Below are 13,840 nucleotides of genomic sequence, written 5' to 3' on the forward strand. Positions count from 1 at the left end.
CGATGCGTACCGAACAGCCGAAGATGATCTACCTCAAGGACTATCAGGCCCCCGACTACCTGATCGACGAGACCCACCTGACTTTCGAGCTGTACGAGGACCATACCCTGGTCCACGCGCAACTGCTGATGCGGCGCAACCCGGCGTGTGGCGCCGGCCTGCCGCCGCTGGTGCTGGACGGCCAGCAGCTGGAGCTGCTGGAGCTCAAACTGGACGACCGCGAGCTGACGGCCGCCGACTATCAGCTAAGCGACAGCCACCTGACCCTGCAGCCGACCCAGGAACGCTTCGTCATCGACAGCAGCGTGCGCATCCACCCGGAAAGCAACACCGCGCTGGAAGGCCTGTACAAGTCCAGCGGCATGTTCTGCACCCAGTGCGAGGCCGAGGGTTTCCGCAAGATCACCTATTACCTCGACCGCCCGGACGTGATGAGCAAGTTCACCACGACCCTCAGCGCCGAGCAGCACAGCTACCCGGTGCTGCTGTCCAACGGCAACCCGATTGCCAGCGGCAGCGAAGGCGACGGCCGCCACTGGGCGACCTGGGAAGACCCGTTCATGAAGCCGGCCTACCTGTTCGCCCTGGTCGCCGGCGACCTCTGGTGCGTGGAAGACCGTTTCACCACCATGAGCAGCCGCGAAGTGACCCTGCGCATCTACGTCGAGCCGGAGAACATCGACAAGGTGCAGCACGCCATGGACAGCCTGAAGAAGTCGATGCAGTGGGACGAGCAGGTGTACGGCAGGGAATATGATCTCGACATCTTCATGATCGTCGCGGTCAATGACTTCAACATGGGCGCCATGGAGAACAAGGGCCTCAACATCTTCAACTCCAGCTGCGTGCTGGCCCGCGCCGAGACCGCCACCGACGCCGCCCACCAGCGCGTCGAGGCGGTGGTGGCCCACGAATACTTCCACAACTGGTCGGGCAACCGGGTGACCTGCCGCGACTGGTTCCAGCTGTCGCTCAAGGAAGGCTTCACCGTGTTCCGCGATGCCGAGTTCTCGGCCGACATGAACTCGCGCACGGTCAAGCGCATCGAGGACGTGGCCTACCTGCGCACCCACCAGTTCGCCGAGGACGCCGGCCCGATGGCCCACCCGGTGCGCCCGGACGCGTACATGGAAATCTCCAACTTCTACACCCTGACCATCTACGAGAAGGGTTCCGAAGTGCTGCGCATGATCCACACCCTGCTCGGCGCCGAGACCTTCCGCAAAGGCTCGGACCTGTACTTCGCCCGCCATGACGGCCAGGCCGTGACCTGCGACGACTTCGTCAAGGCCATGGAGGATGCCAGCGGCCAGGACCTCTCCCAGTTCAAGCGCTGGTACACCCAGGCCGGCACGCCGCGCCTGGAAGTCAGCGAGAGCTACGATGCGGCCGCCAACAGCTACCGCCTGCAGTTCCGTCAGAGCTGCCCGGCCACGCCGGGGCAGAATGACAAGCAGCCGTTCGTCATCCCGGTCGAGCTGGCGCTGCTCGATGCCGAGGGCCGCGAACTGCCGCTGCAGCTGGTCGGCGAGGACCAGCCGGTCGGCCGTTCGCGCGTGCTGCAGGTGACCCAGGCCGAGCAGGCCTTCACCTTCGTCAATCTCGAAGCCAAGCCGCTGCCCTCGCTGCTGCGCGGCTTCAGCGCGCCGGTCAAGCTGAGCTTCCCCTACAGCCGCGACCAGCTGATGTTCCTGATGCAGCACGACTCAGATGGGTTTAATCGCTGGGAAGCCGGCCAGCAGCTGGCCGTGCAGGTGCTGCAGGAGCTGATCGGCCAGCAGCAGCGCGGCGAGGCGTTGGTGCTGGATCAGCGCCTGGTCACGGCGCTGCGCAGCGTGCTGGAGAACGAGGCGCTGGACCCGGCCATGGTCGCCGAGATGCTGTCGCTGCCGGGCGAGGGTTATCTGACCGAGATCGCCGAGGTGGCCGATGTCGACGCCATCCACGTCGCCCGCGAGTTCGCCCGCGCGCAGCTGGCCGAGGCGCTGTTCGAGCCGCTGTGGGCGCGCTACCAGGCCAATCGCGAGCTGTCGCGCGCTACCGCCTATGTCGCCGAGTCGGCGCATTTCGCGCGGCGCAGCCTGCAGAACATCGCGCTGTCCTACCTGATGCTCACCGGCAAGCCGCAGGTGCTGGCCGCCACCCTGGAGCAGTACGAGGTCTGCGACAACATGACCGAGCGCCTGACCGCCCTGGCGGTGCTGGTCAATTCACCGTTCGAGGCGGAGAAGGGTGAGGCGCTCAAGACCTTCGCCGAGCACTTCAAGGACAACGCCCTGGTCATGGATCAGTGGTTCAGCGTGCAGGCTGCCAGCACCCTGCCGGGCGGCCTGGCGCGGGTGCAGGCGCTGATGCAGCATCCGGCCTTCACCATGAAGAACCCGAACAAGGTGCGCGCGCTGATCGGCGCCTTCGCCGGGCAGAACCTGGTCAACTTCCATGCGGCCGATGGCAGCGGCTATCGCTTCCTGGCCGACCAGGTGATCAGCCTGAACGCCTCCAACCCGCAGATCGCCTCGCGCCAGCTGGGCCCGCTGACCCGTTGGCGCAAGTACGACGCTTCGCGCCAGGCGCTGATGCGTGGCGAACTGGAGCGCATCCTGGCCTCCGGCGAGCTGTCCAGCGACGTGTTCGAGGTGGTCAGCAAGAGCCTCGCCTGACCGGTGATGGCGTTACCGAGCGCTTGCTTGGTAACGCCATCTGTTACGCGTTGTTTCCTTTCTGCCTGATCAGCTTTCCCCGCCATCTGCCCTGGTTTTTCTGCACTGCGCAAGTGCTTGATCCTCAAGGCTAAAGCGCGCCAGTCGATAGACAAATTGGGACGTCTTCAAGCGCCATCCGCGTTTTTTGACACTGCCACTCCTTCGAGGGAAAAAGCACTCGCGCAGTCGCTCTGTTGGTATCGATCTTGAATAGCCCGTTCTCGATCACGAGTCGTCACCTGACGTCCCGTGATGGTTAGCCGAGAGCTCATAACAAGAACAATCGATCCATTGGAGTTGCCGATGCCCGTCCCTTTGCGCAAGTCGTTCCTGTGCCTCGCCCCCGCCAAGGCGGGTTTTGCCCTTGCCGGACTCCTGCCGCTGCTGCTGGCGGTGCCGGCCGGTGCCGCTGATTTCAGTTTCGTCGACGGTGAAGTCACCGGTTCGCTGGATACCACTCTGTCCTACGGTCAGCTGTACCGTGTGCAGGGGAGGGACAAGACCAACGACGACACCAACGGCAACGACGGTAATCGTAACTTTGATACCGGCCTGGTTTCCGAGGTGTTCAAGGTCACTTCCGACCTGGAGGCCAACTACCAGAACTACGGCCTGTTCGTGCGTGGCACCGCGTTCTACGACACCCAGATCATGGACAAGCGCAACGACAACGACGATTACCGTCCGAGCCAGGGTTACCCGCACAACGACCATTTCACCGACGAAACCCGCGATAGCGCCGGCCACAGCGCAGAGATCCTCGACGCCTACGTCTATGGCAACTGGGACGTGGGTACGATGCCGCTGAGCGTCAAGGTCGGTCGCCAGGTGTTCAACTGGGGCGAGGGCATCTTCTATCGCGGCGGCATCAACACCACCAACCCGATCGATGCGGCCAAGTTCCGTCTGCCGGGCTCGGAGCTGAAGGAGGTGCTGGTGCCGGTGGAGGCCTTCAACTTCAACATCGGCCTGACCGACAACCTGTCCCTGGAAAGCTTCTACCAGTGGAACTGGAAGGAGTCGGCCATCGACCCGGCCGGCACCTTCTTTTCCGAGACCGACCTGTTCGCCGACGGTGGCAACACGGCCTACACGGAGAACGATGCCTTCGCCAACCCGTTGCTCGCGGGTGCCTACAACAATCTGGTTGGCATTGGACAGCTGAGTGGTACCGAGTATTACGATGCCTCGACGGGCACGATCAAGGTCGCCGATATATCGAGCGACCTGAATGCCAAGAATGACGGGCAGTACGGCTTTGCCCTGCGCTATATGGCCGAAGAGCTGGGCTCTACGGAGTTCGGCCTGTACTTCATCAATTACCATGCGAAGGAGCCGCAGATCTCTGCCAGCGTCAACGACTCCTACGCCGGGCTCAATCCCGATGTGCTGTGTAACACCCTCGGCGGGGCGACCTGCGCCAACTTGCAGCTGGCCGCTTCGCTGGGTGTGCCTGGCGCCGCCGAGGCGCTGGCGGGCGCCAATGGGCTGGCCGCCATCGATATCGCCAATCAGGTCGTCGCGCGACGCGAGTATGTGGAAGATATCCGCGTCTATGGCTTCAGTTTCAACACCACCATCGGCGAGGCTTCGGTGTTCGGCGAGCTGGCGTACCGGCCCAACCTGCCGGTGGGCATCAGTGCGACCAACGATCTGCTGGGCGACCTGCTTGGCCAGTCTCTGCTTCTGGGGGGGGGTGGCCTGGCCAATATCGCCGGGCGAGATACGGCGATGGATGGGCAGATCCACAACTACGAGCGGGTCGAGGCGTTCAACCTGTCGCTCGGCACCATCTACAACTTCGGCCCGGCCATCGGCTTCGATTCGCTGATGGGCGTGGCCGAGCTGGCCTCCGAGCATGCCCGTGCCAGCAGCCTGACCTACACCGCCTATGACGGCTCCGAGCGCGGCTTCGCCGGCCGCCCCAACGGCGCCTATGTGTCCGGCTACGACGACGAAGACCAGCTCGATCGGGATGCCTACGGCTACACCCTGGCCCTGTCCGGCACCTGGAACGATGTCTATGCCGGGGTCAACCTGTCGCCCTTCGGCGTGTTCAAGCACAACTTCCAGGGCAACTCGCACCAGACCGGCAACTTCGTCGAGGGCGCCATGGCCTATTCGCTCGGGTTGCGCGCCAGCTACCTGAACAGCCTGGAAGCCGAGTTGCAGTACACCGAGTTCTACGGTGGCGGGCAGAACAACAGCGGCCGCGACCGCGACAACCTCGGGCTCAACGTCAAGTACTCCTTCTAATCCCCTGCGCGGCTCGGCGCATTGCGGCCGGGCCCGACTGATCACGGAGAAACACCATGCTCAACAAACCCATGCGGATCGGCGCGGCGCTCACTCTCGCGCTCTGCGCCAGCAGCGTACTGGCGGCGGTGGCGCCCCAGGACATCGCCAGGCTGGGTTCCAGCCTGACTCCCTTCGGCGCGGAAAAGGCCGGCAATGCCGACGGCAGCATTCCCGCCTGGACCGGCGGCATCACCCAGGCCCCGGCCGGCTACCAGGGCAAGGGGCACCACCACGTCGATCCGTTCCCCGACGACAAGCCGCTGTTCACCATCACCAAGGCCAATCTGGAGCAGTACAAGGACCGGCTGACGGCGGGGCAGGTCGCCCTGTTCAACAGCTACCCGGACAGCTTCCAGATGCCGATCTACCCGACCCGGCGTTCCGGCTCGGCGCCGCAGTGGGTGTACGACAACAGCATCAAGAATGCCGCCACGGCCAAACTGGTCGAGGGCGGCAACGGTTTCGCCGATGCCTACGGCGGCATTCCCTTCCCGATCCCGCAGAGTGGCGTCGAGGCGCTGTGGAACCATATCGTGCGCTATCGCGGCAGCTACATCGTGCGGCGCTCGGCGGAAGTGGCGGTGCAGCGCAATGGCGCCTATTCGCCGGTGGTCTCGGAGCAGGAAGCGCTGTTCCGCTACTACGACCCGCAAGGCGCCTACGCCGACCTGGACAACATCCTGTTCTACTACCTGTCCTTCACCAAGAGCCCGGCGCGTCTGGCCGGTGGTGCCGCGCTGGTCCACGAGACCCTCGACCAGGTCCGGGAACAGCGTCAGGCCTGGGCCTACAGCGCCGGCCAGCGCCGCGTGCGGCGGGCGCCGAATCTGGCCTACGACACGCCGATCGCCGCCTCCGAAGGCCTGCGTACCGCCGACGACACCGACATGTTCAACGGTGCCCCGGATCGTTACGACTGGAAGCTGCTGGGCAAGAAGGAAATCTACATCCCTTACAACAACTACAGGATCTCCGGCCCGCAGGTGAAGTACGAGGATTTGCTGCAGGTCGGCCACCTCAACCCGGCGCTGACCCGCAACGAGCTGCACCGGGTGTGGGTGGTCGAGGGCACCCTGAAGTCCGGTGCGCGGCACATCTATTCCAAGCGCACCCTGTACCTCGACGAGGACAGTTGGCAGGCCGCGGTGGTCGATCAGTACGACGGGCGCAACGAGCTGTGGCGCGTGTCGATCGCCTACCTGAAGAACTACTACGATCTGCCCACCACCTGGTCGGCGATGGAGGCCTACCACGACCTGCAAGGGCGGCGTTATCACGTGCAGAACCTCGACAGCGAGGAGCCGGGCACCGTCGATTTCTTCCAGAAAATGCCCGAGGACAGCCAGTTCACGCCTTCCGCCCTGCGTCGTCGCGGCACCCGCTGAGTTCTTCCTGCATCCCGGCGCAGGCCTAGCCCGCGTCGCACCCACGTGCTACTCCGGCCGCTCGCTCGAGCGGTCCTTTGCGGCACGGTCTGTGACCGTGCCGACATTTTTTCGCCTGACCTATCGGCCTGTTTCGGACTTCCTGGTCGCCGCCTTCGCGCGTGCGCTGCTCGGCGCTTTTGCCGCTGCCAATCTGCTTAACTGCGCCGCGGTCGAGCTGGCAGGTTGCCAGCTCGCCACTGGGTTATCACCGACAATGCCTTGTACCATGCGCGCCTGGTATGCCAGGTGGCGCGGCAGGTCTTGCGCAACGCATGCGGTTTTTCGACGCAGCCTGGCGGTGATGTATAGACGCGGCCGGCTCAGCTGGCCTGAACGAAGGGAACAATGGAATGTTGAAAGGAGTTTTGGCGGCGGGCCTGCTGGTGTGCCTGTCGAATGCCATGGCGGCCGTGTCGCCGCAGGAAGCGGAAAAACTGGGGAGCAGCCTGACCCCGCTGGGTGGCGACAAGGCGGCGAATGCCGCGGGCAGCATTCCGGCCTGGAGCGGCGGCATCACCCAGCCTCCGGCGGGCTACGCCGGGGCGGGGCGCCACCATGTCGATCCGTTCCCGGACGACAAGCCGCTGTTCAGCATCACCAAGGCCAACCTGGAGCAGTACCGGGGCAACCTGACCGCGGGCCAGATCGCCCTGTTCGAGGCCTATCCGGAGAGCTTCCAGATCCCGGTCTACCCGACCCGGCGCAGCGCATCGGCGCCGCAGTGGGTGTACGACAACACCCGCAAGAACGCGACAGAGGCCAAGCTGCTGAAGGATGGCAACGGTTTCTCAGGGGCCTATGGCGGCATTCCCTTCCCGATCGCAAAGGATGGCGTCGAAGCGCTGTGGAACCACATCGTGCGCTACCGCGGCACCTATGCGGTACGCCAGTCCTCGGATGCCAGCGTGCAGCGCAACGGCAGCTATGGCCTGGTGACCGTACGCCAGGAAGCGCTGTTCAACTACTACCAGCAGAATGGCTCGGCTGCCGATCTGGATAACCTGCTGTTCTATTACATGGCGCAGACCAAGGCGCCGGCGCGTCTGGCCGGTGGTGCGCTGCTGGTGCACGAGACTCTCGATCAGGTCGAACAGGCGCGCCAGGCCTGGGCCTATGCCGCCGGCCAGCGTCGTGTGCGGCGGGCGCCGAACGTGGCCTATGACACGCCCCTGACCACCGCGGACAACCTGATGACCGCGGACGACAAGGACATGTTCAACGGCGCGCCGGATCGCTACGACTGGCAGCTGCTGGGCAAGCGCGAGATCTACATCCCCTACAACAACTACCGGCTGTCCAGCCCGGACGTGAAGTACCAGCAGCTGATCAAGCCGGGGCATCTCGACCCGCAGTTCACCCGCTACGAGCTGCATCGGGTCTGGGTGGTAGAGGGCAAGCTCAAGCCCGGTGCCCGGCATATCTATGCCAAGCGCACCCTGTACCTCGACGAGGACAGCTGGCAGGTGGCCGCGGTCGACCAGTACGACAGCCGCGGCGAACTGTGGCGCGTCTCGCTGGCCTACCTGAAGAACTACTACGAGCTGCCGACCACCTGGTCCGCGCTGGATGTGTTCCATGACCTGCAATCCGGGCGCTACTACGTGCAGAACCTGGACAACGAAGAGCGGGGCACCAGCGACTTCAGTCAGCCGGTTCCGGAAGCCAACCACTTCTCGGTGGCGACTCTGCGCCGCCTCGGCACCCGCTGAGAACCGGCTACAGTGGACGAGGCCGCACGCCTTGTTGCGACCTCGGCCCGCTGCCGGGCAAGCGGGCGCAAAGGGGCGGGCCAGGGCGCTTAACAAAACATAACGTCATGTCGATTGTCAGGTTTTTCCAAAGCTGTATAGCATGCGGGGTCTGCCAATAAGGCACACACCCACCTATAAGAATAAAGGGGGAAGTTTTATGCGTGAGCCCGCTCTGCGGCCCACCCGCTCCGGCAGCCTGCACTCCGTTCAGGTTTCCACCCGTTTCCTGTCGCCGCTGGCGAAAGCGCTGTCACTGCTCGGCGCCGTTTCCGTCCTTGCCTTGTCTGCTCCCGTGCAGGCCGCTGCCGCGGATGCGCCTGCCGTGTTTTCCATCGAGTCGCCGAAAGCGGTCACCAGCCTGCTGCTGGACATTGCCCATGCCGGCAAGCGTCTGGTCGCGGTGGGGGATCGCGGGCACATCCTGTTTTCCGACGATGCCGGGCGCAACTGGGTGCAGGCGCGCGTACCGTCGCGGCAGATGCTGACCGGCGTGTTCTTCATCGACGACAAGAAGGGCTGGGCCGTCGGCCACGATGCACAGATCCTCGCCACCGTCGATGGCGGCGCCAACTGGACCCTGCAGCACGAAGACCTCGGGCGCGAGGCGCCGCTGCTGGATATCTGGTTCCAGGACGCCAACCACGGCTATGCCGTCGGTGCCTACGGTGCCCTGCTGGAAACCAGCGATGGCGGCAAGGCCTGGACCGATGTCAGTGATCGCCTGGACAACGAAGACGGCTACCACCTCAACGCCATCACCGCCGTCAAGGATGCCGGCCTGTTCGTGGTGGGCGAGCAGGGCAGCATGTTCCGTTCCGCCGACTGGGGGCAGACCTGGGAGCGCGTGAGCGGCCCTTACGAGGGTTCGCTGTTCGGTGCGCTGGGCACTGCCAGCTCGAAGACCCTGCTGGTCTACGGCCTGCGCGGCAACCTGTTCCGTTCGACCGATTTCGGCAACACCTGGCAAGCCCTGCAGCTGCGCTCCGATACCGGCACGCTGGAGTTCGGCCTGTCCGGTGGCAGCCTGCTCAAGGATGGCTCCGTGGTCATCGTCGGGCATGGCGGCAGCGTGCTGACCAGCAGCGACTCCGGGCGCAGCTTCACGGTGATCAACCGTGCCGACCGTGCTTCGCTGGCGGCCGTGACCGAAGATGCCGCGGGCAAGCTGATTCTGGTCGGACAGGGCGGCGTGCTGGCAGCAGACGCGAATGGCGCCGCACCGGGCCAACAACAATAAGCCGGGCTTTTTAGGGTATGAGTACGATGAGTAGCCATCACCAGGACAAGGCGACCTTTCTCGAGCGCCTGATTTTCAACAACCGGCCGATAGTGATCACTCTCTGTCTGCTGGTCACCGCTGTGCTGCTGTGGCAGGCGTCGATGATTCGCCCCTCGACCAGTTTCGAGAAGATGATTCCGCTCGACCATCCCTTCATCCAGAAGATGATGGAGCACCGCAACGACCTGGCCAACCTCGGCAATACCGTGCGTATTTCCGTGGAAGCCAAGGACGGCGACATCTTCAGCAAGGAGTACATGGAGACGCTCAAGCAGATCCATGACGAGGTGTTCTACATCTCCGGCGTCGACCGTTCCGGCCTGAAGTCGCTGTGGAGCCCCAGCGTGCGCTGGACCGAAGTGACCGAGGAAGGCTTCGATGGCGGCGAGGTGATCCCGCAGACCTACGACGGCTCGCCGCAGAGCCTCGAAGAGCTGCGCGGCAACGTGCTCAAGTCCGGCCAGGTCGGGCGTCTGGTGGCGAACAACTTCAAGTCGAGCATCGTCGACGTGCCGCTGCTGGAGTCCTACCCGAACCCGGAAAACCAGAGCGAGCTGCTCAAGCTCGACTATCGCCAGTTCTCCCACGAGCTGGAAGAGAAGGTTCGCGACAAGTTCCAGGCGCAGAACCCCAATGTGCAGATCCACATTGTCGGTTTCGCCAAGAAGGTCGGTGACCTGATCGATGGCCTGATCATGGTCGTGGCCTTCTTCGGTATCGCCCTGGCGATCACCCTGGTCCTGCTGTACTGGTTCAGCTGGTGCATCCGTTCCACCATCTCGGTGGTGTCGACCACGCTGATCGCGGTGGTCTGGCAGCTGGGCCTGATGCACCTGGTCGGCTTCGGCCTCGACCCCTACTCGATGCTGGTGCCGTTCCTGATCTTCGCCATCGGTATTTCCCACGGCGTGCAGAAGATCAACGGTATCGCCCTGCAGTCGAGCGACGCCGACAACGCCCTGACCGCGGCGCGGCGCACCTTCCGCCAGCTGTTCCTGCCGGGGATGATCGCCATTCTGGTGGACGCCGTCGGCTTCATCACCCTGCTGGTGATCGACATCGGCGTGATCCGCGAGCTGGCCATCGGCGCCTCCATCGGCGTGGCGGTGATCGTGTTCACCAACCTGATCCTGCTGCCGGTGGCGATTTCCTATATCGGCATCAGCAACAAGGCGGTCGAGCGCAGCAAGAAGGACGCGGTGCGTGACCATCCGTTCTGGCGTCTGCTGTCCAACTTCGCCCATCCGGTGGTGGCGCCGATCTCGGTGGTGATCGCCCTGACGGCCGGCGTCGGCGGCTTCTGGTACCAGAAGGCCAACCTGCAGATCGGCGACCTCGATCAGGGTGCGCCGGAGCTGCGTCCGGAGTCGCGCTACAACCAGGACAACAACTTCATCATCAGCAACTATTCGACCAGTTCCGACGTGCTGGTGGTGATGGTCAAGACGGCCAACGAGGGCTGCTCGACCCACGAGACCCTGGCGCCGATGGACGAGCTGATGTGGCGCATGGAGAACACCGAGGGCGTGCAGTCGGCCATTTCCATGGTCAGTGTGTCCAAGCAGGTGATCAAGGGCATGAACGAGGGCAACCTGAAATGGGAAACCCTGTCGCGCAACCCGGACGTGCTGAACAACTCCATCGCCCGTGCGGACGGCCTGTACAACGCCGACTGTTCGCTGGCGCCGGTGCTGGTGTTCCTCAACGACCACAAGGCCGCGACCCTCAAGCGCGCCGTCGGTGTGGTGCAGGAGTTCGCCAAGGAGCACAACAAGGATGGCCTGGAGTTCCTCCTGGCTGCCGGTAACGCCGGCATCGAGGCGGCGACCAACGAGGTCATCGCCAAGTCCGAGCTGATCATCCTGGTGCTGGTGTACATCTGCGTGGCGGTGATGTGTCTGATCACCTTCCGCTCGTTCGGCGCCATGTTGTGCATCATCCTGCCGCTGATCCTCACCTCCATCCTCGGCAACGCCCTGATGGCCTGGCTGGGCATCGGCGTGAAGGTGGCGACCCTGCCGGTGATCGCACTGGGCGTGGGTATCGGTGTCGACTACGGCATCTACATCTACAGCCGCCTGGAAAGCTTCCTGCGCGCCGGCATGACCCTGCAGGAGGCCTACTACCAGACCCTGAAGTCCACCGGTAAGGCCGTACTGTTCACCGGCCTGTGCCTGGCCATCGGCGTGGCGACCTGGATCTTCTCGGCGATCAAGTTCCAGGCCGACATGGGCCTGATGCTGACCTTCATGCTGCTGTGGAACATGTTCGGTGCCCTGTGGCTGCTGCCAGCCCTGGCCCGTTTCCTGATCAAGCCGGAGAAGCTGGCCGGCAAGGTGGGCGGTTCGCTGTTCGCGCACTGATCTTGTAGCGCTGTGCAAGAGGGCTCCTTCGGGAGCCCTTTTTGTTGCCCGTTGTTTGCTGCTGCGCTGTTTTGCGCAGGGGCGGCTTAGCTGCAAGCTTCACCGCTCCGCCGCAGTTGCGGGTAATGGGCGTGGCGCCGGAGATGTGCCGGCCGTGGTAGCAGAAATGTGGGGGCAGGTGATGGCGGTCTTGGTTGCCGCTGTCGGGTGGCGGGCGAGGGGCATATCTGTGCGCATGAAATCGCAGGCAAGAAAAAGCCGCCTTGCGGCGGCTTCTTCGATGCGACTCGACTTACATGTTGGGGTAGTTCGGGCCGCCGGTGCCTTCCGGAGCGATCCAGGTGATGTTCTGGGCCGGGTCCTTGATGTCACAGGTCTTGCAGTGCACGCAGTTCTGCGCGTTGATCTGGAACTTCTTCTCGCCGTCTTCCTGGGTGACGATTTCGTACACGCCAGCCGGGCAGTAACGCTGTGCTGGTTCGTCGTACAGCGGCAGGTTCTTGCTCAGCGGAATGCTGGCGTCGGCCAGTTTCAGGTGGCAAGGCTGCTCTTCCTCGTGGTTGGTGTTGGACAAGAACACCGAGGACAGTTTGTCGAAGCTGAGTTTGCCGTCCGGCTTCGGGTAGTCGATACGCTTCGATTCTGCAGCGGGCTTCAGGCAGGCGTAGTCCGGCTTGGTGTCGTGCAGGGTGAAGGGGATCTTGCCACCGAAGATGTTCTGGTCCAGCCAGTTGATGCCGCCACCGACCAGCGGGCCGAACTTGTGCAGGGCCGGGCCGAAGTTGCGGCTGCGGAACAGTTCGTCGTACAGCCAGCTGGCCTTGAAGCCATCGACGTAGCCATTGAGCAGGTCGCCGCCCTGGCCGTCGGCCAGCAGCACCTCGGCGACCGCGTCGGCGGCCAGCATGCCGGACTTCATGGCGGTGTGGCTGCCCTTGATCTTGGCGAAGTTCAGGGTGCCGAGGTCGCAACCGATCAGTGCGCCGCCGGGGAAGACCATCTTCGGCAGCGAGTTCAGGCCGCCCTTGCAGATGGCGCGAGCGCCATAGGCCACGCGCTTGCCGCCTTCCAGGTACTGCTTGATCACCGGGTGGTGCTTGTAGCGCTGGAACTCGTCGAACGGCGACAGGTACGGGTTGGCGTAGGACAGGTCGACGATCAGGCCGACCACCACCTGGTTGTTTTCCAGGTGATAGAGGAAGGAGCCACCGGTGTTCTCGGTGCCGACCACGTTTAGCGGCCAGCCGGCGGTGTGTACCACCAGGCCCTGCTCGTGCTTGGCCGGGTCGATGTCCCAGATTTCCTTGATGCCGATGCCGTAGTGCTGGGCGTCGGCTTCGCTATCCAGGTTGAATTTCTGGATCAGCTGCTTGCCGATGTGGCCGCGGCAGCCTTCGGCGAACAGGGTGTACTTGCCACGCAGTTCCATGCCGGGGGTGTAGTAGCCTTCCTTCGGATGGCCTTCGCGGTCGACACCCAGGTCACCGGTGACGATGCCGCGCACCACGCCATTCTCGTCGATCAGCGCTTCCTGGGCGGCAAAGCCCGGGTAGATCTCGACGCCCAGGGCTTCGGCCTGCTGGGCCAGCCAGCGGCACAGGTTGCCCAGGGAGATGATGTAGTTACCCTCGTTGTGCATGGTCTTGGGCACGAACAGGTCGGGAACTTTGATGGCGCCTTCGGCGCTTTTCAGCATGTAGATGTCGTCGCGCTTGACCGGCGTGTTCAGCGGGGCGCCGAGCTCCTGCCAGTTGGGGAACAGCTCGTTCAGCGCGCGCGGCTCGAACACCGCGCCGGAGAGGATGTGAGCGCCGACTTCGGAACCCTTCTCGACCACGCAGACGCTGATCTCTTTGCCGGCGTCAGCGGCCTTCTGCTTCAGTCGGCAGGCGGCGGACAGACCGGACGGGCCGGCACCGACGATGACGACGTCGAATTCCATAAATTCGCGTTCCACAGAGAATCTCCTAACTCAAGGCTTCTTCGGTGTTGTTGATTTTGCTTTGGGGCTAGGCTTTCT

Annotated in this window: 7 protein-coding genes; 6 read left to right on the forward strand and 1 reads right to left on the reverse strand. The window is 63.8% G+C overall.

Features of this window, described 5'->3' with window-relative positions; all coding sequences use genetic code 11:
- Positions 1-2 precede the first annotated feature (2 nt).
- The 6 genes from pepN (at position 3) to GV001_RS10265 (ending at position 11,820) form a co-directional block, all read left to right on the forward strand.
- Positions 3-2,660: an aminopeptidase N gene (pepN, locus tag GV001_RS10240; RefSeq protein ID WP_160079517.1), complete on the forward strand. Its 2,658-nt coding sequence runs from the start codon at positions 3-5 to the stop codon at positions 2,658-2,660.
- A gap of 345 nt (positions 2,661-3,005) precedes the next feature.
- Complete coding sequence (locus GV001_RS10245; protein ID WP_160079518.1) at positions 3,006-4,958, forward strand: DUF1302 domain-containing protein; 1,953 nt, start codon at positions 3,006-3,008, stop codon at positions 4,956-4,958.
- A 56-nt stretch (positions 4,959-5,014) separates the two neighbouring features.
- A complete protein-coding gene (locus GV001_RS10250; RefSeq protein WP_160079519.1) occupies positions 5,015-6,385 on the forward strand; it encodes a DUF1329 domain-containing protein in 1,371 nt (456 codons plus the stop codon).
- A 392-nt stretch (positions 6,386-6,777) separates the two neighbouring features.
- Entirely contained in the window at positions 6,778-8,136 is a 1,359-nt protein-coding gene (locus GV001_RS10255) for a DUF1329 domain-containing protein (RefSeq protein WP_160079520.1), read from the forward strand.
- A 199-nt stretch (positions 8,137-8,335) separates the two neighbouring features.
- The gene (locus tag GV001_RS10260; RefSeq protein WP_160079521.1) at positions 8,336-9,415 is read left to right on the forward strand and encodes a YCF48-related protein; all 1,080 of its coding nucleotides are present in this window, start codon (positions 8,336-8,338) and stop codon (positions 9,413-9,415) included.
- A 17-nt stretch (positions 9,416-9,432) separates the two neighbouring features.
- Positions 9,433-11,820, forward strand: coding sequence for an RND family transporter (locus GV001_RS10265; RefSeq protein ID WP_178091820.1), 2,388 nt, complete (start codon positions 9,433-9,435; stop codon positions 11,818-11,820).
- Between the two features lie 292 nt (positions 11,821-12,112).
- Here GV001_RS10265 and GV001_RS10270 read toward each other — a convergent pair whose 3' ends face one another.
- Complete coding sequence (locus GV001_RS10270) at positions 12,113-13,777, reverse strand: electron transfer flavoprotein-ubiquinone oxidoreductase (protein WP_160079523.1); 1,665 nt, start codon at positions 13,775-13,777, stop codon at positions 12,113-12,115.
- Positions 13,778-13,840: the final 63 nt, after the last annotated feature.

Source organism: Pseudomonas sp. 8AS, from assembly GCF_902506505.1.
Classification (GTDB): domain Bacteria; phylum Pseudomonadota; class Gammaproteobacteria; order Pseudomonadales; family Pseudomonadaceae; genus Aquipseudomonas.